The 25,901-nt window shown below is 37.8% G+C and carries 16 protein-coding genes and 1 riboswitch; of the genes, 8 read left to right on the top strand and 8 right to left on the bottom strand.

Annotation, left to right across the window (positions count from 1 at the left end):
- The first annotated feature begins 759 nt into the window (after positions 1-759).
- The gene (locus ACFVSW_RS12790; RefSeq protein ID WP_387316441.1) at positions 760-9,531 is read left to right on the top strand and encodes a S8 family serine peptidase; all 8,772 of its coding nucleotides are present in this window, start codon (positions 760-762) and stop codon (positions 9,529-9,531) included.
- Positions 9,532-9,656: 125 nt separating this feature from the next.
- Here ACFVSW_RS12790 and ACFVSW_RS12785 read toward each other — a convergent pair whose 3' ends face one another.
- Together ACFVSW_RS12785 and cysK are read right to left on the bottom strand one after the other, a co-directional pair.
- Complete coding sequence (locus tag ACFVSW_RS12785) at positions 9,657-10,877, bottom strand: helix-turn-helix domain-containing protein (protein ID WP_387316439.1); 1,221 nt, start codon at positions 10,875-10,877, stop codon at positions 9,657-9,659.
- A gap of 563 nt (positions 10,878-11,440) precedes the next feature.
- Positions 11,441-12,364 carry a cysteine synthase A gene (gene cysK, locus ACFVSW_RS12780; protein ID WP_387316437.1) on the bottom strand — a complete coding sequence of 308 codons (924 nt, stop codon included), beginning with the start codon at positions 12,362-12,364 and terminating at the stop codon, positions 11,441-11,443.
- Positions 12,365-12,896: 532 nt separating this feature from the next.
- On the opposite strand from cysK, the gene ACFVSW_RS12775 reads away from it, so the two are divergent.
- Entirely contained in the window at positions 12,897-13,337 is a 441-nt protein-coding gene (locus ACFVSW_RS12775) for a hypothetical protein (RefSeq protein ID WP_387316434.1), read from the top strand.
- 158 nt (positions 13,338-13,495) lie between these two features.
- Here ACFVSW_RS12775 and ACFVSW_RS12770 read toward each other — a convergent pair whose 3' ends face one another.
- Complete coding sequence (locus tag ACFVSW_RS12770) at positions 13,496-14,272, bottom strand: SDR family NAD(P)-dependent oxidoreductase (protein WP_387316431.1); 777 nt, start codon at positions 14,270-14,272, stop codon at positions 13,496-13,498.
- 288 nt (positions 14,273-14,560) lie between these two features.
- Positions 14,561-14,662: riboswitch (purine riboswitch) on the top strand.
- Between the two features lie 130 nt (positions 14,663-14,792).
- Here ACFVSW_RS12770 and ACFVSW_RS12765 point away from each other — a divergent pair.
- Together ACFVSW_RS12765 and ACFVSW_RS12760 are read left to right on the top strand one after the other, a co-directional pair.
- Positions 14,793-15,386 carry a xanthine phosphoribosyltransferase gene (locus tag ACFVSW_RS12765; RefSeq protein ID WP_387316428.1) on the top strand — a complete coding sequence of 198 codons (594 nt, stop codon included), beginning with the start codon at positions 14,793-14,795 and terminating at the stop codon, positions 15,384-15,386.
- Positions 15,386-16,690 (top strand): nucleobase:cation symporter-2 family protein, encoded by a 1,305-nt coding sequence (locus tag ACFVSW_RS12760; protein ID WP_387316426.1) that lies wholly within the window; start codon positions 15,386-15,388, stop codon positions 16,688-16,690. The genes ACFVSW_RS12765 and ACFVSW_RS12760 overlap by 1 nt, the downstream gene beginning before the upstream one ends.
- A gap of 867 nt (positions 16,691-17,557) precedes the next feature.
- Here the strand turns inward: ACFVSW_RS12760 and ACFVSW_RS12755 are convergent.
- Complete coding sequence (locus tag ACFVSW_RS12755; protein WP_387316423.1) at positions 17,558-18,733, bottom strand: GNAT family N-acetyltransferase; 1,176 nt, start codon at positions 18,731-18,733, stop codon at positions 17,558-17,560.
- 397 nt (positions 18,734-19,130) lie between these two features.
- Between ACFVSW_RS12755 and ACFVSW_RS12750 the strand changes: the two genes are divergently transcribed.
- The 3 genes from ACFVSW_RS12750 to ACFVSW_RS12740 all read left to right on the top strand — a co-directional run bounded on the left by ACFVSW_RS12750 (position 19,131) and on the right by ACFVSW_RS12740 (position 21,003).
- The gene (locus ACFVSW_RS12750) at positions 19,131-19,463 is read left to right on the top strand and encodes a winged helix-turn-helix transcriptional regulator (RefSeq protein ID WP_387316421.1); all 333 of its coding nucleotides are present in this window, start codon (positions 19,131-19,133) and stop codon (positions 19,461-19,463) included.
- A gap of 338 nt (positions 19,464-19,801) precedes the next feature.
- Positions 19,802-20,545, top strand: a complete 744-nt coding sequence (locus ACFVSW_RS12745) for an NAD(P)-dependent oxidoreductase (protein WP_387316419.1) — start codon at positions 19,802-19,804, stop codon at positions 20,543-20,545.
- Positions 20,545-21,003, top strand: coding sequence for a DUF2269 family protein (locus tag ACFVSW_RS12740; protein WP_387316458.1), 459 nt, complete (start codon positions 20,545-20,547; stop codon positions 21,001-21,003). The genes ACFVSW_RS12745 and ACFVSW_RS12740 overlap by 1 nt, the downstream gene beginning before the upstream one ends.
- Positions 21,004-21,463: 460 nt before the next feature.
- Here ACFVSW_RS12740 and ACFVSW_RS12735 read toward each other — a convergent pair whose 3' ends face one another.
- From ACFVSW_RS12735 to ACFVSW_RS12720, 4 genes are all read right to left on the bottom strand, one after another.
- Complete coding sequence (locus tag ACFVSW_RS12735) at positions 21,464-21,736, bottom strand: DUF2277 domain-containing protein (protein ID WP_387316417.1); 273 nt, start codon at positions 21,734-21,736, stop codon at positions 21,464-21,466.
- Positions 21,737-21,861: 125 nt separating this feature from the next.
- Positions 21,862-22,614, bottom strand: a complete 753-nt coding sequence (locus ACFVSW_RS12730; protein WP_387316415.1) for an SDR family NAD(P)-dependent oxidoreductase — start codon at positions 22,612-22,614, stop codon at positions 21,862-21,864.
- 182 nt (positions 22,615-22,796) lie between these two features.
- A complete protein-coding gene (locus ACFVSW_RS12725) occupies positions 22,797-24,047 on the bottom strand; it encodes a serpin family protein (protein WP_387316414.1) in 1,251 nt (416 codons plus the stop codon).
- A 179-nt stretch (positions 24,048-24,226) separates the two neighbouring features.
- Positions 24,227-24,514, bottom strand: coding sequence for a hypothetical protein (locus ACFVSW_RS12720; protein WP_387316411.1), 288 nt, complete (start codon positions 24,512-24,514; stop codon positions 24,227-24,229).
- A gap of 634 nt (positions 24,515-25,148) precedes the next feature.
- On the opposite strand from ACFVSW_RS12720, the gene ACFVSW_RS12715 reads away from it, so the two are divergent.
- Entirely contained in the window at positions 25,149-25,745 is a 597-nt protein-coding gene (locus ACFVSW_RS12715; RefSeq protein ID WP_387316408.1) for a class I SAM-dependent methyltransferase, read from the top strand.
- Positions 25,746-25,901: the final 156 nt, after the last annotated feature.

The following is a 25,901-nucleotide window of genomic DNA, read 5'->3' as shown; positions in this document are numbered from 1 at the left end:
AGAAATAATATGATAGATATAGACGTCGAAATTTAAAAGATATTTGGACTTGCTAGGGGGAATATTTAAATCTCACTAGGACTAGCAATATAATTTATATGGAATTAATTTTAGAAAATAAAAAGAGGACCATCTATGATGATCCTACAGACAATAGGTTCTTAACTTGAGCTTCTAAAAATTATAAATATTTTTCAGTACTTTATTCATCGAGAGCTTTTTTTAAATTATTCTGAATGGCAATTGGAAATTTGCCGTATCGAAATGGTTAAGTGACTACTTTTTTAGCCGATAGGAAAGTATTAACTTTCCTATCAGTATATTCATTTATTGTTAGTTAGTTTATGCTATCATTCACTCTGCATTTTTTGAAATAGCCGATATCGTCCTGGTGCAACCCTAACCTCCTATTTTTAATAGACAAGAAAATTTGTGATTATTTGCTACTATAGACTTTTAGCATAAATTATCTAATATTCCCCCAAATATAAATAACAATTTATTTCCTTTTAACTTCTAAAACCTCTTTATTAAGTTGCTTTTTCTTGTGAATTACGCAAAATACCTTTTTTCGACAAAAAACTTCACTAGTTTTTGTCGAATAAAATGTTCTATTTTCCCCCAATATACGATATTTCGGAACTCTAGTATTATTAAATCATAGTTAAGTATTGAGAATATTTTAAAATAGTTAACTATTCTAATATTAGTTTGAGCAAATAAATGAATCTAATATTTTGCTCGAAAAGGGGGAAAATTATGAAGAAAAGAAACAAACTAACAAAGAGAATAATATCTATCTCTTTGTTGATTGCAATGCTTTTAAACATTGTACTAGCACAGAATGTAACACTCGTACATGCTGCTGCTAACCCAAGTCAGAAAAATTCGTCCAGTGGAGCATTTAATGCAAAAGAAGTAAACCGAATTCTTGACAGTCTTACTTCTGAGCAAAAAGCAAACATTAATAAACTCACTGGAGCAGACGATGCGCAAAAAATCCATTTGGAACAGAAAGATTTGCGTAGTTCAAAAAACATTAATGTTATCGTTCAATTTAAAGAAGATCCTGCTAAAATTCAAATCATTAAGCAATCATTGGCAAAAGGTGGGGCTACAGTAAATAGCCAAGCTTTTGCTGACCAATATTCGGCAGCACAAAAAAAGGTTGCAGAATCCCATGCTAAATTTAAGAGCTTTGTGAAAACGCAAGCTAGCGCCACAATGGCTGGCGGTAAATCTGTTAAAAATAGAATGGAGATTACTAGAGAATATACAGATGCATTTAATGGAGTAGCTTTATCGCTACCTCCGAACCAAGTTGCAAAACTTGCAGAATATCCAGATGTTGCTTCTATATGGCCTGCAGTTGAATATACTGCTGACCCAGGTAGTACAGACCAAACTTCAACTACAAGTGGTTCAGTTGGTAAGCCTACAGATGGACTGAAATGGTTGGGAATCGACAAACTTCAAGCCGATGGCCATACAGGTATTATTAAGTCAGGTCCTCGTGCTGGCCAAAAAGTTAAAGTCGGTGTATTGGATACCGGTATTGATTACAATCACCCTGATTTAAAGGCTGTTTATAAAGGCGGACATGACCTTGTCAATAATACAGTCGATGGAGATGGCAATATCATTTTTGTAGATGACCTTGATCCAATGGAAACAACTTATGATGATTGGGTAGCTGCTAAGACACGTCCAGATCCAATTGCAGGACCGCCTCCAGCGGATTATAAACAATATATCACTTCTCACGGAACGCATGTTTCAGGGACCATTGCAGCAAATACGACAAATAATAATGATGTCTATTCAGCTAATGGGGTAGCGCCAAATGTTGATCTTTATGGCTATCGTGTGTTAGGACCAGGTGGGCACGGTACATCAGTGTCTGTTTTAAGTGGTATTGACCAGGCAGTGAAAGATCAAATGGATGTCATCAATCTTTCTCTTGGAGCAAATGTTAATGATCCGATGTACCCAACAAGCATCGCGATCAACAATGCTACTTTAGCCGGTGTGGTGTGTGCCGTTGCAGCAGGAAATTCCGGTCCGGGTAAAGCTACTGTAGGTTCTCCGGGGACTTCAGCACTGGCAATCACTGTTGGTGCGAGTACAATCCCGGAAAGCATTCCGGTGATGACACTAAAGAATGGTTCAAACTCCTATCAAGCTCGTTTATTTGGTAAAAACTTTTCACAAGCAGACGATGTTTATAAAGGGAAAACATTTCCAATTGTTGATGTCGGTTTAGGTAGTGCGGCAAATTACATCGGAATAGATATGTCCGGAAAAATTGCACTCGTGCACCGTGGAGTAGATTATTTACAGACAAAAATGGCAAATGCTAAAAATGCCGGCGCAGCGGGGATGATTATTTGGAATAACAGTGATGATACTGCTAGCCAAGGATATATTCCAAGCTTCTTAGGAGTAAGCATGGACAATGTTTATTCCGTTTCCTTGACACAATCGCAAGGTCAAGCGCTTTCAGACGCAATTGCAAAGGATCCTAACAATGCAACCATTACGTTCCCGGCTAAGCTAGATACGCCACTTGCTAAAAATGCGGACGAATTGGCAAGCTTTAGCTCAACAGGACCGGTGAAAGATTGGACCATCAAGCCAGATGTTGTAGCACCTGGTGTTGATATTTCATCTACAGCTCCATACGATATTTGGGAGCCGCAAGACAAAACAAAACATGATTATCAATATGCCTATCAAATCATGTCCGGTACATCCATGGCAACGCCTCACGTTGCAGGGATTGCAGCATTAGTTCTAGCTGCACATCCAGATTATAGTCCGGCAGATGTTAAGACTGCTTTGATGAATACTGCCAAGGATATTAACACTGATACTAATAAATATAGCGTATACCAAGTCGGTGCCGGACGTGTAGATCCTGCTCGAGCCATAAATGCAGATGTTAAAATTCAAGTTTTAGATCAGGCTTATACCTATGATAAGCCAGACGATTCAAACACTATTCGTCAAATAGATAACCTTACAGGAAGCATGTTCTTCGGCTTTAAAGGCAGAGGAGAAGGTGCAACGAACGGTTCTGATGATGTGGTTTCATCAAAAGACTTTAACGTAGCAAATCTAGGAACGAGCAGTAAAACATTTAATGTAAATACCAAGTTTATTACCTCAAAATTTGCCGGATCCAATCCGGTAGGTCCGGGAACAGGAAATGATGTCAAAATCGATTTTTCTGCCGGTGGTACAAACGGGACTTCCATTAATGTTGGCGGAGGCAGAACCGTTAAAGCAACAGCAACCATCACAGTTCCGTCAAACGCATTAGAGGGCACTTACGAGGGGTATATTTCTCTTGTAAATGCAGCTGACTCATCAGAGTCTTATCGTATTCCTTTCACTATTACTGTTGCAGAAAAAGGAATTAATTTTAAAGTTATCACGAAGGCTTTTACACTGCCAGAATCTATGTCTGGAAACTTTGGCCCGGATACACCTAACTATACTTCAGGCTTTACCTTCTCTGTCACTAGTGCAATGGAGAACATGTACCTTGTATTGAAAGATAAGAATGGAAATTATTTAGGGATAACTAATTATTATGATCTAAGTAAATGGGCTCCAGGTACGCAATCACGTCCTCTTACTATGCTGTTTATGGGACAGTATTATCCATTTACAAAGCCGTATAATGGGTCATTTGATCCGACTGGAATCGCGAACAGTACAATTGGAATAAATCCGGGCGCTTATTCCGTTGAGATGATTGCGACGGACAAAGATGGAAAACGCTACACAGCAGAAGATACAGTCTATGTTGACATTACGGCGCCAATCATGACAATGGACAACGATTCAAAGCCGGGGATTTATGAAATCGACCCGACAGGATATCAACCCGGCCAAGAGATCAAAGGATTTTATGGTTCAGTATACGATTCGAACATCGACATCATGAAAAAGAATGGCGAAACTTCGGTACCAAGTCTTCAAGATTGGAATAAACTTGTGCCTATAGACCAATCTCTGAACCTGGTCTGGGGTTACCAAGATTACTTTTTTCCAACTGTGATCTTCAATACTGATTCGAAAGGTCGTTTTCATTTTGGTGTTACTCGTGAGGACTTAGCTTCAAAAGCAGGTAGTGAATTTTGGATCTATCCAAGCGATTATTCCGGTGCTTCTGATGTAGAAACAGGTAAGCAGACTTATTATTTCATCAAAAAAGGTCTTCCATATTTAACATGGACATCTTCTGGTGGTGTAGATGCAGGTCCAGAAAATCAAGATAAGGTTGTGGTTGATGCGAATAAACCTTTCAAAACTACAATCGCAACGAAAAATGGAATGGGCATGACAGGCGGTAAATTTTCACTTAATGATAAAAAAGTTTACAAATTCAGTAATATCAGACTTTCAGATGAGTATAAAAACTATCTAATCAGCAAAGACATTGACCCAAGTACTGTTTTAACAGTAGGTCAGCCGTATCCTGATAATAATATTGGCGGTAAGTCTACGGATATTACGATATCGGGGATTGATGCAGCGGGTGCGCTTAATAAGGATATGAATATTTTAGAAGCAGATGTAACCTACAGTAACGCTGATCCGATTGTTGGACCGTTTAATTATGTAATAAGACCAGATACAGCAAGGTTAACATTGTCAGGTGTGGATACCCAAGTTGCGGCGTTCCCAACAAATGATCCTTATGTGCGACAGCCAATATCCCTGCTTAGAGGTCGTATTGCTAGTGAAGCTTTTGCAACAAATAATGTTGGCAGTTCTTTTCCACCAACTACTGTGGATACAGGTGCTAAGGTTACGGTTACAGATACAGATGGTAAAACATTTGTAACAGATACTCCGACCACCACTGATAATAACACAGTTGATTATAAGTTTTTGTCAGGAAAATATGCAGTAACAATGGACGTAAGTGATAAGCCATACTCCGTTGTGACTTCTATGCCGGGACATTTCAAGGGATATGCAGCAACACCTGTGATTGGTAAAAACAAATTTGGATATCAATCAGGTACGGTCTATGATCTACCGAATTTAATTCCAGTTTTATTAGGCGGCGATGTCAATGGCGATAACGTCATTGACATGAAGGACCTTGTAGCTGAAGTAAATACTTTTTATCAATATAAGAACCTTAATAATTTTAATAATCCAGAAAACACTTTAGCTAACAAAACCGCTTTCCTTAACAGCAACAGAAATGCGGATATTTATTGGATCAAACCGGGAACTGCCGGATATGGAATTGATTATAATGACTTCTATTACCTCTTCAAAAACTTTGGTAAACAAAATCAAAGTGCAATCGATGCAGGTATTACGGTTCCGACACCACAGCTTACGGTGGATCAGGATACAACCATTACAACACAATATGGTGGCAGCATCACGTTAAATGCGGGTGATGGCTTACAGCAAGTAATGCAAAAGCTTAATTTTGCAGGTCCAAGACAAATCATTTCAGGTACGACTCCAACTTTACAAGACTTGCAAAAGGGGTCAAACATTACATTAATACCAACTAACACTGTATTTATTGATGATGTAGTTTGGAGAAAAGCGATTACGAATATCCTTATCGGTTCAACGGATGTAACAAGTAAAGTAAATATCTCAGGAGGATATACCGATCAATCAGGAGCTCATCCTTCTCAAATTACCTTACCCGGTTCTTTATTCACGGCAACCGATAATTACTCGGTTACAATTAAGGCTTCAGGATATCAAGACGTTACTGTATCAATTACAGTTAAGGATACACCTATTCAGACGCCTGTGATTCCATTAGTTACTGACCCGGCAAAAGCACATTTAGGAAAGGATTTACCTTTTACCTTTACAGATGATGCGAATTGGCGTAATGGTATCAATAATATAATGGTTTACACAGTTGGCAGTGGTCCTAGCTCAAAAGGAAAAGATATCACTTCCTTGAGAGATAATAACGGTAACTTATATTATGATATAAGCCAACCAGGAAAAATTATTTTCAAGGCAGATTTATTTAAATCAAATTCAACGCTTACTGATGAAACCAGTATTAAAAATGCAACTTTAGATCCAGGCGGAACAAATTGGCTGCCTCAGCAATATAAGTTTGTTGTCAACTCAACAGGTGCTGATGGTACGGTTTACCCGGCTGCAACAATAGGTTTGGATTCAATAGGCAGTGCCGGACAAGCGGTTGGATATGGCGTTACCTTCGATAGCCAAGGTGGTGCTCCGGTTTCCAATGTAGCAGTTGGATACAGTCCACAAAGAACCAGAATTGACCCTAACGGAAATATAGGAAATCAAACTTTTGTTGGTGGAATTAAAAATCCTAATACTACAAGGCCCGGATATAACCTTGTTGGCTGGTTTAAGGATAAAGAAGGTATGAATCCGTGGGATCCATCTATTGTCATAAACTCAGACATTACTGTCTATGCAAAATGGCAAATGTCCTATACACAAAACTATTCACCTGTTGATACAACAAAACCGAATGGGTTGAAGTTCGACGGTACGAATGGAAGTGTATCTGGAATTGGCTGGGTTCTTGGTGAAGGGAATCTTAACCTCACCATGCCAAATTCATTAACGAATGTTCCTTGGTTAACGAGTAAAGATAAAATTGCAAAAATCGAAGCCACGTACTATAAAATTAAGAGTGATGGAACAACTGACAGTTCTCCTACAACTTATCCATTAGATCCAAGCACATTTAATTTGGTATCTAACGGTGACGGTAGTGGAACGCTATCGTTTACAACGGCGACACATGATGCAGCGGTCAAAGCCGGCCAAGCGAACCTGGGACAAAAGTTTGCCTTTAGTGAATTACCAAGCATCAGTAATGCAGGCGGCATTAAAGGTTATAAGATAACCGTTACAGCGACTACTGGTGAAACGTTGGTACTTTCGGATATAAGACTTGGGCTTAGACGTCACATTGACTTAAACGGCGGATCTTTAACGAATCCAACTGACTTATACTTCGCTGATTCTCTTGTGAATGGTAAAGCTACGTCACCTAATATGACAACGGCTGTAGCTTCATCACATGTAACAAACGGAAAACTTTCCAATAGTTCAACACTATATCTTGATAGTGCGAACTCACCTGGAATGGCTTCACCTATTTCAAACACGAATGGTGTAATGCTGACAGATAATACAACATTCTATATATGCTGGATTAAAACTCCTCCAACCGTTTCTAAGCAAAGCTTTGGAAACACTGTGGGGAGCGACATTAAGTTAACATTTACAGATGACGGAACATGGAAAAATAATATTAAGCAAGTTAGTATCGGCTCAAAAGTATTAGTTCTTAATACAGATTACACCATTTCTGACAGTGCGATCACCCTTAACCATTCCTTATTCACAGCAGGCCAAAAGGTGAATGTGTTGATTAGCTCAGAAGGTTATGCGGATGCAAACGTTCAGGATCAGGTAATCGGTTATTTGGTAACGTTTGACTCAAATGGCGGTGATTCAATTGCACCTCAAATCGTTGATCGAAATGCAACGAAGCCAGCGGATCCAACAAAGGTAGGCTATAAGTTTGTAGGCTGGTATATGGATCAAGCTTTCACGAAGCCATTTGATTTTGCAAGCATTGTGACAAGTCCAATCACACTTTATGCTAAATATGCTTTAGCAGCATCACTTGTTACAGCAGATACGTCAGATAACTGTCTTGGTAATGATATGACCCTTGATTTCAGTGAATCTGACTGGGCAAAAGCCATTACCGGCATCACGGTTAATGGGGCTTCTGTAGATGGAACGAAATTCAAAGTAGATACGGCTTCACATACGATTACGTTAGATAAGAGTCTCTTCACAAAGGCAGGAGATTTCGCAATCAATATCAACGCATCCGATTATGCGGATGTAACGGTTATCCAAAAGGTGGTTAATGGATATAATGTGCATTTCGTTGTTAAAGATAATGCTCCTTTTGAAGTAAAAGACCAAATCGTAGCACGTAGAATAACAGAACCGGTTGTAAATGGTTATGATTTAACTTGGTACGCAGATGAAGCATGTACCCTTCCTTGGGTATTCACGAACTCCATCTATTCGGACAGAACCCTTTACGGGAAATGGACACTTCATAAGTTCAGTGTGGTGTTCGACCATCAAGATGGAAGCTTGGTAGACAGTAAGAGTGCAGATTATAATACTACAATCACAGCTCCAGTTGCACCAACAAGACTAGGATATACATTCCTTGGCTGGTACAAAGATCCTGCAGGTAAAACGGCATGGAATTTTGCGACAGATAAAGTGACAAGTGACGTAAGGCTTTACGCAAAATGGATAAGCGGTGTAGAAAACAATGGGCTATACAACAAGGATGTAACCATTACCTTTAATGAAGCAACCGCTACATTAGATGGCAAAAATTTCAAAAGCGGAACAAAGGTTACTACCGAGGGTAACCACACATTAGTGGTAACTGACGCAGCTGGGAACGCAACAACTGTTCAGTTTACCATTGATAAAACGGCTCCTATCGTTTCCGGAGTATCGAACAATGGTTCCTACAATCATGATGTAACCATTACATTCGATAAAGGAACTGCAACATTAAATGGTGAAGCTTTTACAAGCGGAACAGTTGTAAGTCATGAAGGAACTTACACATTAATCGTAACGGATAAAGCCGGAAACGTAACAACGGTGGAATTCACCATTGATAAAACAGCTCCAAAAGCTCCAACCATTAATAGTGTCAGTGACAATGATACCTTAGTAACTGGAACTACTGAAGCAAACGTTACCGTCTTTGTTAAGAGTAATAATACAATAATCGGTACAGGAACTTCTGATCGTAATGGGAAATATCAAATTAAAATAAGTAAACAAAAAGCAGGAACAGTGTTAACCGTATTTGTAAAGGATGCAGCGGGGAACGAAAGTGCTTCTGCAGAAGTAACGGTAAGTAAGGCCTTTACTCAGGGATGGAGCTTTGAGAATGGTTACTGGTATTACTATACTAATACTGGTGATTTATTAAAAAATTCTTGGGTTCAAACCTCCGGTAAGTGGTACTACCTTGGCGCAAGTGGAAAAATGGCAACTAATGAATGGTTAGCCTACAAAGGCCAATGGTATTACCTCGGTGCAACAGGTAAAATGGCAGCTAATGAATGGTTAGCTTACAAAGGCCAATGGTATTACCTCGGTGCAACAGGTAAAATGGTAGCTAATGAATGGTTAGCCTACAAAGGCCAATGGTATTACCTCGGATCCACTGGTAAAATGGCAGCTAATGAATGGTTAGCCTACAAAGGCCAATGGTATTACCTCGGATCTACAGGTAAAATGGCAGCTAATGAATGGTTAGCCTACAAGGGCCAATGGTATTACCTCGGATCCACTGGTAAAATGGTTACTGGCTGGGTTCAAGTGAATAAGAAATGGTACTTCTTATATAGTGATGGTCATATGGCGGCCAATACAACGATTGGAAAGTACAAAATTGGTAAAGACGGGGTATGGATTCAATAAGAAGGTAAGGTTTTCACATCAAAACAAAAAGCCATTATTTGGATTAAAAACCCGAGTACGGACACTAAAAAATGTGCCCATATTCGGGTTTTTCCATTCCCTAGTAATGGTCGTGGACGAAAGATTTATGGGTTAATTAAAAACTGAGCCATTTCCAATGCCTCATCTGTTAACTTCTTTTTATAATAATAATTATACAATTCCTTTTTTGAACGCTGAATCCAAAATGTATACCCACTTTTTACAAACATAGGTAATGCTTTACTAGATAAATATTGATAATATTCTTTTTCCTTAGATTTTAATAAATATAGAAGAAGTTTAAATAAATGGATATATAATAATTGATTATTATTTTTTGCAATAGTTAATCCATTTTCAGCATGATGTATTAATTTCTTATTTGGAATAAGATCACCATGAAATGCACTCAGTATATATCCTTCTAAAGATAGTAAGTAAGCAGGAGACTCACTTTTTTTAAGTAACATAGATTCCTTATAATACCAACTGGCTTGATCATATTTTTTTCTTCGGAAGTATTCAAAAGCTAAGTTATGTAATACTCTTGCTTTTCGATCAGGAGCATTACATAAATCACAACTTTTAATTAAATTTTTAAACCGGTTTATTATTTCTTCATCGTCATCATCATCTTTAACTTGAATGATCATAAGCATTTCAGCATCAATGACTTTCGGATAGTTATTCGTATATTCAAAAAAATGATGGGATTTTTCAGCATAATAATAAGCCAAAACTGGTGATTGTAAAGTATGATATGCAACTGCTAATTGATAGTAATATTCTGGATTATTATAAAACTCATTTTGGATTGCTTTTAATGTTTGAATTGCTGCAATGTAATCTTCGTTTAACATATAATAGATACCTAAAACATGTTTTAATAGATTGGTATCATAAGGTGTTAACTTATTTTCTATTTTTTGAATTTTTTTAATAATCTTAAATGCTTCATGAGAATTATTATGTAATAATAAATACCTAGCCCGTAGTAACTGATACATATTATTATGTTCTGAAATTTTAATTAATTCTTCACGCTCGAGTTCGTTGTTAATTTGATCCATCTCGTCAAATAATTGCATAATTATTGCTTCATGCCACTTGAATAATTGCTGTTTAATATTTATTAGTTTTTTTACTTCCAACTCCATATTTATTCCAAGGCGTTTGGATAATAAAGTAATGATATCTGTTGCGTAAGTTGTTTGAGCACATTCGATTTTACTAATATGTGTTACGGAGCATATATCTTTCCCTAACTGTTCTTGAGTTAGTTTGTATTTTTCCCGATAAAACTTTATGATTTTACCTTCATACATAATAATATCCCCTTCACCAATTAGCCAATTAAGGCAGTTGGATTTTAATTGGTTCTTCGATATATTCAATAAACCGAATACTTTCTATCGGTAAACCAAAATATTTATTTTATGCGAACAGAAACATCTATTAACTCATCTGAAATAATTTCAAAAAGGATACTCATATTTATCTTCGTTTCTCATAAATATACTAAATCTAATTAATCCTATTAGCCTTGATAGAATTATATTCAAGAACAATTTCTTTATCAAGTTTACAGTTATTTATTTTTCGGGAAGGAAAAAGTAAGTAGTGGATTCTTGTTATAATAGATTGGGTATTTTCTTGTTTGATCTATGAAATAAGGATTAAGCTTATGATGCGGCTGCTCATGACGGATCCGGATTTTTTCTAAAAGTGGACCTATTATTAGTAATTAAGGTGTTATAAATAATAAGCTTAATAAAGAGAAGGCCGATGATCCTCCCGATTATTATTGAAATTTAAGGTCAAGCCCAAATGATTACACGAAAAAATAAAGCTTCCTCGTTGGAGGAAGCTTTATTTTTATTCGATTACTTTATCCCGGAAACAAGTCAGAAGAGAGATACCGTTCTCCTGTATCCGGAGCCAAACACAGTACCCTCGCTGAAGATGGGAGTCTTTTGGCAATTTCAACAGCAAAATGGGCAGTGGATGCACCAGATGCCCCAACAAAGATTCCTTCTCGAGCTGCAAGTTGGCGGGCCATTACCGCAGCATCTTCATCTTTAATGAGCAGGATTTCATCGAAAATTTCGCGGTTTAATATTTTCGGGATAAACCCTGGACCTGTTCCGGGGATTTTATGAGGTCCTGGATTACCACCTGATAGGACCGGTGATCCGAATGGCTCGACCACATAAATTTTTAAATTTGGGATGGATTTCTTTAATTCTTCTCCGACACCGGTTACAGTGCCGCCAGTTCCTGCCGTTACCACTAAGGCATCCAGCTTTCCTTCAAAAGCTTCCAAAATCTCGACAGCAGTCGTTCCACGGTGGGCGTCAGCATTGGCTGGGTTCTCAAACTGCATGGGAATAAAACTGTCCGGAAGCTCGCTGGCCAAACGATTGGCCTCATCAATCGCTCCTTGCATGCGCAATGCCGCTGGAGTTAAATGAACTTCAGCTCCATAAGCCTTTAAGATTTTCACACGCTCTTGAGTGGCATTGTCAGGCATGGTGATAATACAGCGATAGCCTTTCACGGCAGCTACCATGGCAATGCCAATACCCGTATTTCCAGATGTCGGTTCAATAATCGTACTTTTTCCAGGTATCAGTTTCCCCGTTTCCTCCGCACGTTCAATCATATTCATTGCTGCACGGTCCTTCACGCTTCCGCCGGGGTTAAAGGATTCAAGTTTTATATATACTTCAGCACCAGATGGGTCTGGTATTTTATTAAGTTTGACAGTTGGGGTGTTCCCAATTAAATCAAGAATGGAGCTAAAGAGTTTCATTTTCTTCACCTTTCAAAAACATTTTTACTTGCATTCTTTTTATTAACAAACAATTTATCAATCAAAAGGTTACTAGTGATGTGCTTACGAATAATTCATATTAATTTAATCGGAATAATAATATTTATTATATAATTATCGACACTAAAGTCAATGAATTTTCAGAAAGTTATTTCGGGGATTTATTTATTACAAGCCTAAAAACGAATATTCTTTTCCCCATAAAAACAAAAACCCTGCTGGTTTATTCTAACGGGCTCTCCTTTAGGAGAGAAAAGTGATAAATTATTAATGAATTAACATACCAAACAACAGAATTTAGGTATGTCTTTTTTATTGAGAAATCAAAGATTTTGTTGCAACGGTACCAAAATCAGCTCAAAATTAGCAAATAAAATGTAAGAGGACAATAACTATTGTCTTCGCTGATTAAAATGCTGTTTCTTTGGTGATTTTACTTGAGATAGTTGAGGTATCTGTTGGTAAATGTTGTATAATTTAATAAAGACTTAGATAACAGGGGGAGATTTCTTTGTCTAAAAAAAGGGATAACTATTTTATTATTTGTATTTTCTTTACAATTTTTCTAATGGGGTGTACAAATAAAGATTCAAAGGACTTTAATTTAAATCAAGTTACTAGAATAGATATTGAAGTGGTTAAGTCAGATGAAAACTATGAAGAAGCTGTAATGATTACTGATGAAGCAACGGTATCTGCATTAAGAAAAGCATTTAAACAAATTAAGTGGGAACCAAATGTAATACCTAAAATGGCTAGAAAAGAAGATGTAAAGGCAACCCTTTTTTTCAAGTATGATGAGAATATGCCTGAAAGATTATTTGAATATCAGATTTGGTTCAATCAAAGTAATGATACGGCAACAATTATTAGTAACAATATAAAAGAAGGGTATGGAACTTTAGATAAAGAAAATAAACTGACATTAGAAAATATTTTTCTCAATAAATAAAAGAGCAGGAATTTCCTGCTCTTTTATTTGTGATTTATATTGTTATTAATCTGCTAATTTTAATGCGATTTGCTCCTTAAAATAGGTGTTTCCCTCCTAAAAGAGAACCCGTTTAGTTTCATCAGCAAGGTTTTATGCTTTAATTTAATTTCTTCCGTTTAATTCGAGTTTGCAGACATCCCGCCATCGATCCGATACTGACTGCCACTGATAAACGAACTATCATCGGAAGCAAGGAATAGAACCAATTTGGCGATTTCAAGTGGTTCTGCATATCTTCCAAAAGGAATGAGCTGTTTATACTCTTCATAAGCTTGTTCAGGCTGGCCTGGGTAAGTTCTTTCCTCAATCGATCTCATCATTCTCGTATTCACGCTTGTAGGATGAATCGAATTGACGCGTACATTTTGGTTTGCTGCTTCTAGTGCTGCTGTTTTTGTTAGACCTACTACAGCATGCTTTGAAGCAACATAGGGTGATAGAGTGGGATATCCCATCCAGCTCGCATCAGAAGCTGTATTGATAATACTCCCCCCACCTTGCGCCATCATGACGGGCAGAACATGCTTTAATCCTAAGAAGACACCTCGTACGTTGATATTCATCACATCATCAAAGTCCTCAACTGATTGTTCAACCAAGGGCGCGATTTTCCCTTCTATGCCTGCATTATTGAAGAAAATATCAATCTTCCCAAAGTGATCCACTGCTGTTTTGACATACTGAATGGTGTCAGATTCCTGGGAAACATCTGCTTTAACTATGATTACCTCCCCAAACGAATCAAGTTCAGCTTTAGCATTTTGAAGGGATTCAACTGATCTACCCACTAAAACAACCTTTGCACCTTCTTTTAAAAATAATTCAGCAGTTTCCTTTCCAATCCCTCCTGCTCCACCTGTAATCACTGCTACTTTTCCATCTAATTTAGCCATTTGGAATCCTCGCTCTCCACTTTTTCAGATAATTCAAGTTTATTATTTTTGCTAGTCTAGTTCAAATGTTACTACTAGAAAAAGAGCCCTCAAAAAGTGGTGCCTGACCCTCAGTGTGAAAAATACGAAATTAAGTGGTGAGACAACACCCCCTCAAGATTTCGTTCGATGCACTTTATCTAATGAAAGCGTTCTAAAAAGGCGAACAATCTTATTATCGAATGAATTATTGTTCGTTTTTTTGAAATTTAGGGTTGAATTACTGTGTCAACATGCTATAATGTGAACATAAATTTATTAGACTTCGCTCATATAATCGCAGGAATATGGCCTGCAAGTTTCTACCGGATTACCGTAAATAATCTGACTATGAGTGGGTAATGAGAGAAATGCACAGGTTAATCGTGCGCTTTTTCTATTTCCTTTTGGACATTTAGCCCAAAGGTCATTGCCTCACTCGATTATTGAAGTGAGCGATGATCTTTGGGCTTTTTAATTTTCATTAGGGGGAAACGATACAATGAACTTTTTAGAAAAAAGAATTATAAAGGACGGAAATGTACTATCAGAGCATGTATTAAAGGTAGATTCGTTTTTAAACCACCAAATTGATCCCAACTTAATGCTCGAAATTGGAAAAGAGTTTGCAGAACGATTTGCGAATGATGGAGTCACGAAAATCGTAACGATTGAATCATCGGGGATTGCACCAGCGGTAATGGCTGGTTTATTTTTAAAGGTTCCGGTTGTATTTGCTCGAAAAAGAAAATCCTTAACACTTAATGGAGATTTGCTGACAGCGAGTGTTCATTCTTTTACCAAAAATGAAACAAAAGAAATCTCTATTTCAAAAAAATATGTAAATAAAGAAGATCGGGTGCTAATCATTGATGATTTCCTTGCGAATGGACAAGCAGCTCTTGGTTTAGTAGACATCGTTCAACAAAGCGGTGCCAAGGTTAAAGGGATTGGCATCGTGATTGAAAAGTCTTTCCAACAAGGAGCTCAAATATTATCGAAACAAGGGCTTAGGGTTGAATCCATAGCAAGAATTGCCTCTTTAGAAAATGGAGAAGTCACCTTTATCAATGAAAAAGTGGAGGAATTGGTCTAATGAAACAACATCCATTGAAAACCACTTCTTTAGGGATTCAGCATGTATTAGCGATGTATGCAGGGGCCGTCATCGTTCCTCTAATTATTGGCGGGGCACTTGGTCTTTCTAGTAAACAATTAGCCTATTTAGTCTCACTTGATATTCTGACAAGTGGAATCGCCACATTACTTCAAGTATGGCAAAATCGTTATTTCGGTATTGGACTACCCATCGTGCTGGGCTGTACGTTTACCGCTGTGGGGCCGATCATTGCGATTGGAGGACAGTATGGTCTTTCCGCTATCTATGGATCGATACTGGTTTCTGGAATAATTATTATGCTCATTGCGACTTTCTTTGGAAAGATGATCCGTTTCTTTCCGCCAGTCGTTACCGGCTCTGTCGTAACCATCATTGGAACAACACTGATTCCAGTCGCTATGAATAACGTTGCTGGGGGTCAAGGCAGCCCTGACTTCGGTTCCATTACCAATATTACGCTTGCATTTGGGACATTATTATTCATTATTATCCTTTATCGATTTTTTAAAGGCTTTATTCGCGCGATATCTATTCTGTTAGGATTGATGGCTGGAACAAGTGTAGCTTTCTTTATGGGAAAAGTTAACTTTTCTTCAGTCGGTGAGGCTTCCTGGTTCCATATGGTAACCCCTTTCCATTTTGCCACACCATCATTTGAGCTGGCACCGATCATTACCATGACCCTTGTAGCGATTGTGAGTCTCGTAGAATCATCAGGTGTCTATTTTGCTTTAAGTGATATTACTGGGAGGAAACTTACGGAAAAAGATTTGGTAAAAGGCTATCGTTCCGAAGGTCTGGCTAGTGTCATTGGAGCCGTTTTTAATTCATTCCCCTATACCACCTATTCGCAAAATGTCGGACTTGTTCAGTTTTCAGGCGTAAAAGACAAAAAGGTCATTTATACAGCAGCTGGCATATTGATCCTTCTTGGATTTGTTCCAAAAATTGCTGCCTTAACAACCGTAATTCCTACCGCCGTACTCGGCGGTGCGATGGTGGCTATGTTTGGGATGGTGATTGCTTCCGGAATAAAAATGCTTAGCAAAGTTGATTTTTCATCTCAAGAAAATCTTTTGATCATCGCTTGCTCTGTTGGTGTCGGTTTAGGTGTCACAACGGTTCCAGATCTATTTGCACAGTTGCCAGAAAGTATTAAAATCCTAACAAGTAGCGGGATAGTTGCTGGCAGTTTTACGGCCATTTTTCTAAATATCGTCTTTAATGTCTCTAAACCGTTAAAGCAAAGCCAACCTTCTCAAGGCTTAAAGGTATCTTAATGGGGTACCACCGAGATACATGCAAAATTGGAAAGCGAAGCGCCTGAAACGGAAATCAACATTTACTTTTAACACAGCCATAAACAAAAGAAAAACTCCTATTGTAGAAGTAAAGGGTTCCGTTTTGAGGTGCTTTTCTTAAAATACGTCCCGAAATGATAGTCGTATTGTCACCGTTATTGGTATATAAAAAGTGAAACTCGCCATAGTAATTGGCGAGTAAACCTTATTTATATAAAATCACACTTACCTGTGATACGGTTCACCGTAACACATCAAAATGGGGTTCTTTTGCAATCTTCTAAATCAGATGTCTTGTCCTTAATCTAGTACCAGCAAAAGTAAAATAAGCGGAGATTTTCCGGTTAGTTGCAGATTGGAGCTCGTTTTGGGGTAAATAAGGGGAGATTTTCCGATTATGCCAAGCAAAATCCCCCATTTTCGAATTTTTCAAGTCAATAGGCGGAATCTCTCCGTCTATTTAAGCCTTTTTTAACAGCAATTCCTAATTAAGCGGAATTTTTCCGTCTATTTATCAGATCGGGTGCTTAACCTGATCCCCCCAACCGATAAGTGTGGACCCTCTTGATCCTAGATGCGAGAATCAGCAGCTTCCTTTGTGAGAACATTACACGGATTATTGGGATACGTAATAAAACAAGGAAATTAGGATTTTCTTTGAGTGGCGGGGTTAATCTCCCTCCACTCCTTTTTGATTGGATTCATGATACGTTTCTCCGACCAATACGGTTTCTGCACCATCCCCCCTTGTGGCAATTACCTTGGAAAGAGAAGTGTGCTTGGGCAATAAAGTAGACCTTGCTTCATAGCAGCAAGGTCTCTATTTGAGGATTCCTTGAAAAAATATCAAAAGAAATCCAAAAAGGATGATTTAAGCGCTGGAACCATTTTTTCAAAAAGTTCAATCTCTGTCTTGGAACCTTTCAAGTATCCCATATCATAAAGCTCCATTGGTCTTTTGTAACCGAATAGGATCGTTGAGAGGGAATTGATGTTTAATTGAATCCCTTTTTTCGGAGGGTGAACACATTGAGCTCCGGCTTTTTCTTTATATACCTTGATTTCTCCCTTTCCGAGCAAATAGCTCCCATTATTCCAGGGTGCATATAAATCTTCAAGATGCAGGAATAGGGACTCACTGTCCTGAATGAACGGAAATCTGCGCAAACACTCCTCAGCATTTACGACCCTCGCCATAAAATAAGGATATAACTCTGTTTTCACCTTTGGCTGCGGCATTAAATATGGTAAAGGATCATGAATTGGAAGGTTAATTGTCACGTTCTCCACCATGGAGTCATGCTGGCAGATGAAATTCCATAGCCCGATTCTTCCTTCGTGGTCAAGAGCAACGAGCTCCTCCACCGTCATTTTTCTATCCTTTACCTCATAGAGAATATAGCCCTTAGCCTCTTGATTGGAATTGTAATAAACAGCTAGCTGCGAATCTTCACCATATACCTTTTGTTTCCACCAATTTGTATCGCGTTTGAGCATACCTGTATATTGAGTGCAAAATTGGTCGTAAATCTTTTCAATCTCTTCATTATGAGTCTCTTTTGTATATCTTCTAATAAATCCTGGCTGCATTTCGAGGAACTTAAGGTCGATTTTTTCAATCGTTAACTTTTTCTGTTCACTTAATATTTCCCAGCCATACTTCCTATAGAAAGAGATATCAAATGGGTGTAATAAGGATACTATCTGACCATTATTTTGCATGTGTTTTAACGAATCAATCATGAGTGTTTTTATATAACCATTTCGTCTATATTCCGGGTAGCTAGCGACTCCTGCGATTCCCCCCATTTCCCATTCAGCATCCTTCATGAAAACTTTTAGCGGAATCATGTGCAATTTGGCCGCCAGCATGTTGTCATCCCATATTCCTATAATCTTGTGGTCTTTCAAGGATTCTTTTCTAGCTGGTTTGTCAGCTTCAGAAACTTTATATTGAAACGCATACTCCGACAGTTTGATTGCTTCTAAGTATTCATTTTCTGTCACTTCTCTAACTAACATTGCTCCCCATCCCCTTCTTTTCACCATCTAGATATCTATACTTTTTATTATAGAACAATATACTTATTTCCCCAACGCTTGTAGATCTTCTCAGCAACGCAGGGTAGGTCTATTTTTATACATTTTATACGATACAACACGAGTAGCCTAAAATACGTGTGTACTTCAGGCTAAGCTTACAAAAAAAGATGGACATCCATCATTTTTCTACCATGCAACTAATTTCGACAATCGTAAAAGCCCAGATCTATATTTGTTCCTGAAAGCTACTTCTACAATCCTTTTTTATCCTTTTTAGTTTCATTTGATTGACTTGGTTGTATAATCTATTGTAAAATTTTGTTAAGTGTTTACTTCAGATAATGCACTTACTTAAAAGCAAGGGGAGGATTTATCAATGATTCATCAGCGTGAATGTCCAGTTGAGACACTCATTCATGTTTTAGGTGGCAAATGGAAGCCAATGATTTTATGGCATTTGATTGAATCCAATAAGCGATTCAACGATCTGGAAAAGCTTATACCTGATGTTTCACAAAAAATGCTTTCACAACATCTCCGTGAGTTGGAACGAGAAGGCATAGTCGATAGAACGATCTACCCTACCATCCCTCCAAAAGTAGAATATTCCCTTAGTGAATACGGCAAAACATTGATCCCTGTAGCAGAAGTCATGTGTGCTTGGGGAGAAAATCATAATAAGCGGAAATATAAAGAATCAGCGTCTTAAAGCTGGTTCATTAAACTTGTACACTAATTCAATCAACTCAAAACAAAAGCTGCCACGAGATACCGGGCAGCTTTTGTTTACCTACAGTCGGCACTCCTGTTATGAATAAATTTTCGGGTTTGAGTAAATAAAACTCCTGATAGTAGGATTGTCGCTAATATTTCTTTAGAAATTTCCTGTCCTTCCGAACTCTACGTGAACAATTTAGTCATCCCATTCTGTCATGCTTACTTTTAAGTAAGTACCTTACTTTAAAGTGGGTTCTTAACATAATATTTAAACGATGCTAAGCTTGAGTTAACCAAATATTGGGATACATTTAAGAGGAGGAAAAAACGATGAAAATTATTGTTTTTGGAGCGACGGGGAATACAGGAAAAAGAGTGTTGGCACAAGGGATAAAAATGGGGCATGAAATGACCGCATTTGTGCGAAATTCTGAGAAGCTTTATGATCAACTAGCTGAGCATTCCGCACAGCATGTGAAGGTGATCGTGGACGATATTATGGACCCGGTCAGCGTCGGTGAGGCGCTCGCGCATCAAGACGCCGCTATTATTGCAGCCGGCCATGCGGGCCAGGGAGAAGAGTTTGTTCGTATCGTCGATAACATTATAACCCAATGTGAATTCCAACCTAGTTTCTCTGGGCGGGTATTGATAATGGGAGGAGCCGGTCTGCTGGGTATTCCATATACCGGTCTTATCGGCAACAATTTACCCGGCTTCCCGCCTGAGTATAAAAATCACAACCGGAATTTCGAACGGCTACAGCAGACTCAACTCGATTGGTCCATTATGTGTCCGGGAACAATGATTGATTCAATAGAGCATCCAGATCCGGTTAATCTGCATGTAACAACGGAAACCTTGCCCATTCCGATTCCGGAGATAATCAAGCAATATTCCGAGGCAGATATAGCCCGTCACTTGTTCAGCCGACTTCAAGAGCTGGTTGTTACTTATGACGATGTCGCGAAATGTATGTTGGACCATATAGAGCTCGGAGGATCGTTTAAAAGAAAAAGGGTCGGTCTTGCCTATCAAAGCGATATTCTGGTGCACCGAGGAGAAGGGAGATAATCGGTTTGTTTGGATTACTGCTCGTTTTGCATATATTGGCTTCGGTCGCCATAATTGGTCTAGCTTTCGTGATGCCCATCATTCGAAGATCCGCTAGATCCGTCGGTCAGCTGCGCTTTGCTTTTGGCATAACAACCAAGCTTGCCATAATACCTAAAATTGGCGGAGCCGTACTTATTATAACCGGGGTTTGGCTTATGATCATAACCAAGATGGGATTATCTCAAATGTGGCTGAATGTATCCTTCCTTTTATCGTTGCTTATGGTCGTCATGATCGACGGATTCATCGAGCCGCGTATGAAGAAGATCATAAAGTTCGTATCTGAAAGTCAAGACCAGGGTAATGAAATACCCGCCGAGTTCGGACTGTTGATGAAAAAGATCGTACCAATCGAGACTGCGGCACAGCTGCTGATGATTGCCATATTGGTGCTTATGGTCGTTAAGCCATTTTAAAGAAGCCGACGGGAGCGACCTGACCACATTTTAACCACTAACGCATCCGAATCCGGAGATCTATGATAATGAAGGGATCCATTTTTTCAAATTTATCCCTTCTCGACAGATCACAAACGATCCCCATGGTAAAGAGGTGATATTATGGGGGCCAACTTTGAAGGGAGAATCATAGAAATTCGCAGTTTCCCAATAAAATCTGTTTTAGGCGAGTTATTATCAATGTTGCTTTAAAATAAAAATTGATTAAAAGCACCCCGCAAATCCACATTTTACGTTAAATTAAATGAACCTGTTTTGAAAAGGATTGTTCAAAACAGGTTCATTCTTTATGAAGCACTATACAATTTTTATAAAAAAGTTTGATCATTTTCTACCGATAATCTACAACAATCGCGCCCGATTGCGGAATAATGAAAAATCAAAAAAAGCTTTCACTTTTTTTCTATTCTTTAGTCCTCTAATTAGTTCCATACCTTTTAGCTGCTCTAGTACGAGCACGCTCAGCTTCGACCTCACGATTCCGTGGCTCGGTACTCGTTACCAGTGTGTTCAATAGTTCTCTAGAAACCATTGCAATCTCATTGACTGCACGAATAAACGCCTCCTCATTCGCCTTTGAGGGCTTGTTATAACCCGTTATCTTTCTAACGTACTGAAGAGATGCTGCATGAATCTCTTCTTCAGTAGCTGGTGGGTCGAAATTAAATAATGATCTAATGTTCCGGCACATAACTTACTCCTTTTTGTTTTCATTATTGTTGGTATTGTAAAAAGATTGATTAAATTTCACTCTATATCCTTTATTTCATTGCATATAAAAATTCATCTTTTCGAACAAAATTGATCAAAATTTAGTTACCTTCCACCACTAACATTTATAATTTCTCCTAATATGTAATTTGAAGCATCGGAAGAAAGGAAAGCAATCACCTCTGCTATTTCCTTTGGTGCTGCAGCCCGTTTAATTGGTACAGATGAAGCCATACGCTCAAGACGATTATCGTTTGGAGCAAATTTCTCGTGAAAAGGCGTTTCTACAATTCCTGGTGCCACTCCATTCACGATAATTCCATATTCAATTAGCTCTCTGGACATACCAATGGTCATTGTATTTACTGCTCCTTTAGTCGATGCATAGTGAATACTTTCTCCTGCACCTCCAATTCGAGCTGCGGCCGAAGATACATTGATGATTTTGCCATTCTTCTTCGGAATCATATGTTTTAATACGGCTTGAGAGCATAAAAGAACACTATTTACATTTAACCTAAACGTTTCTTCCCACAGTTCTTCACTCATATCCATAAAGCTGCTTTGATGGATTCCACCACCAGCATTATTAACCAAAACATCAATCGTGCCAAATGAAGAAAGAGCTTGTTCAACCATTGAGTTCACTTCTTCTTTTTTCATAACATCAGCTTGAATAGCAATTGCGTCTCCGTCTTTTTCTCTAATCAGTTGGACAGCCTCCATTGCCCCCCTCTCATTTGAATGAAAATTAATAATAACTTTTGCTCCTCTAGATGCTACTAAATGGGCTGTGGCAAACCCAATCCCTGAACTTGCTCCAGTAATGAGAATCACTTTGCCTGATAAGTCCTGCATAGCTTTCCCCCTTATAAATTTGGTTGTAATAGTAATTCTACAATTTAAGTCCTAATCCTTTTGAAGAAGATTTTATATATTAAGATGAAGTCCTAGTTAGGTTATTAGCTAGCTTAACGAAGAAGGTGCCTGACCCCCAGCGTGTTACAACTTTCCTCGAGTTAGTTCTCTCACGTAAGTGACTACTTCCCTTGCTGTGGATTGGAAATCGAACCCATGAATAATACTAAACCCGTTTCAACATCTGTAATGGCAAAGAAAAATGGTCGATTCACCTCCATCTGGAATGGTCCATCCACGGGTGCCGACGATTTAGTCATCTCTACTGAGGTGGCCCCAGCTGCTTCTGTGCCTTCTTCAAACACATCTATATATGTTTTTTGTTTCACTTTACTAATCATTAATGGATCACTTTCTTTAATCATTTTTGTGAAATTTGCACTTTCACTAAATGCTGTCGTCATACCAAGCCTCTTTAATAATTCATTCAACAATACTTCGTATTCCAGTTGAAATTTTGGAAGCCTAACCGTTCCTTTATTTTCATAGAATTCTGAGTTCCATTTCTCCCAATTATCATTTGTGAGCATTTTTTTGAATTTTTCCAAACTGGAATTTTCTCTCGGAAGAAATATTTTCATGCTCATTTCCCCATCGCCATAAGGGAGGGAAACAGCTTGAAAATCTTCATTGCCCATATAAGCTAATTTTTCATTAAGAGACATGAGCGGCACATCTTTTGTGGTACCGTCTTCTAAATAAAAAGTGCGATTTTCTGTTTGTTTTTTATCAAATCCATACTTCCAATCTCCTTTAAAATATATCGCGTTAATGAGGATGGCCACTAAATCAGGATCAAAAGGTGCATCAACAATTTTTTCTATTTTATCATTCGTCGATTTTTTAACCCACTCATTGATCATTTTGGGAGACTGACTATCGGTTATATCAATTTCTTGTACTTTAGCATTAAAATAATCTTTGTTATTTTGGGCAAAATCGGTCTGAAAATGATACTTTTCGTTTAGCCAAATCGAGTTAGCGACATTCAGCTGAACCTTCTTTGCGTTACTATGAAGCTTTGACAACATTGAGGCATTCGCTTTATTCAGCTCGGTTACATTCATTCCTTCATTCTGCAAAACCTTTGCTATTTCTGTCTTCGTCCCCCCATCGGCTCCGTTATATATCATGGACAATGCCATGAATAAACTCATAGGAGAAATGAAGGTATTGCCATTTCCATCCGCTTCTACTTCCGACAACAATGCCATTCCCAATTTATTATTGAAGGGAATGACTTTTTGATAATCGTCCTTGCCAAAGTCTACATCACTAGAGATTTCCAAACCTCCTGACTTATTTCCCGTTCCACAACCCGTAACCAATAGAAAGAAACTCACAAGTATAAATAGAGCTATTAATTTCTTCATTTTTTTAACACCCCTTTACAAAATCAGACTGAATGAATCAGGAAAAGTTTCAGCATTCACTCAAGAAATCAAACTCTCATTGGTCATTATTGCGCTCTTGTTCATGAACAGAAAAAGGCGCCTGACCCCACTACGTTAATGCTCTTCTGCGCTGGGGGTTTGGCACCAACTTTCAGACGTTAATTTATTGTGGATTTGCGCTTGTCTTTTATCTTTGAACCTAAATCCAATAGTAAAGCAACTAAAACAGAGATAGCCGATAACACTATAAAGGCAGTACTAATAATGTCGGTCATTAACCAGCCCGAGCCAATCCAAATATACAGCCATCCTAGTAAACCTACGATCAAGAAGCAGAGAGAGATTATATATTTTAGATTTTTCTTTTTTGGAAGAAATAAATTAATTGCATAAAATCCATAAAGAACAACAAATAAACTGAAAAAGACTATAACCCATCCGTCCATTTTTTCGGCCTCACAGTCTCGATTAATTACAGTATTAATATTTTGTATCAGTTTCTCTTTCTTAAATATTCCTTGTTCTTCACTATTACCTTCCGTACAAACAATATAAAATATATTCGTGACACGATTTACAAATACCTTCTTACATGACTATTGATCTTGCTTGCCCCCTACCCATTTGAACATCTTTTCGAAAAAAAATAGCCCTCAAGATTGTTCGAAAACAATCCTTGAGGGCATCCAGTTATTTATTAAATAGGGGGTCTTGAAAAAGATTGTCTTAAATATAGCTCATTTTTCTTAATATAATCTTAAAACTGAAGTAGTGTCGAAATTCTTTTCGAATAGATTTGCTAAGTCTTTATCTTCTCCTTTAGCTAAAACCCACGCAACAGCAAGCTGCGCTACCGTCATTTGTTTTTCTACAGCTATTTTACGTAATACCTCAACAAGAGAAAGGTTTTTGTCTATATTTTTTTGTTAAAATCTATACCAGATATTTATTTTTAAACGGAATAAGGATAAGGTTCTTTTCCATAAAATAGATACTACCACTTATATAATATTGTCAACTTGATTTTTGCTATAATGGCCAATATGTAGCATTAATGTTTAATAAATAGGAGAGTGGAAGATGGAAAATAACGTTTTTGAACAACTGGCAAAAAGTTATGATACAGAAGATAGAATTGAATTAGCGAAGGTTATAGTTAAGGAAGTAAGACCAGAATTACGAAATAATAAATCAAAATCTTTAATTGACTATGGGAGTGGTACAGGTCTAATTAGTTTAGAATTATCAGACTTGGTAGATTCCATTTTGTTGGTAGATTCATCCAAACAAATGTTGGAGGTTGCGAAAGTTAAAATTTCTCACCAAGGAATTACCAACGCAAAAGTACTTTATTCAGATTTTACTCAAGAAACACCTGAACTTAAGGCTGACGTTGTTTTACTGTCATTAGTCCTTCTTCATATTACGGATACTAAAAAGATTTTACAAGAATTGTTCAACATTTTAACTAATGGTGGCAAGCTAATAATTATTGATTTTGATAAAAACGAAAAAATAAATCATCCGAAAGTTCATAACGGTTTTTCACATGAAGAACTGAAAAAAAGATTAACCGAGGTTGGATTTACATCAATCGAAATTAAGACATTCTATCATGGTAATCGTATTTTTATGAATCAAGATGCCTCAATGTTTATATCTACTAGTATTAAGTAATTTCTTGTTTTTTGTTTCTTAGTTCACGCAATCTAAAAAAGAACCATTCATATCAAGGGGGCTGGCCATTGACCTTGTGAAATGTCATTGGTCTAGCTTATTCCCTTTTGATATGTCTGGTTCTTTGTACATTAAAAAATTATGTGCTGCATACGT

It is taken from the genome of Neobacillus sp. NPDC058068, from assembly GCF_042885335.1.
In the GTDB taxonomy this organism is placed as follows: Bacteria; Bacillota; Bacilli; order Bacillales; family Cytobacillaceae; genus Neobacillus.
This window is presented reverse-complemented; position numbering and strand designations above follow the sequence as displayed.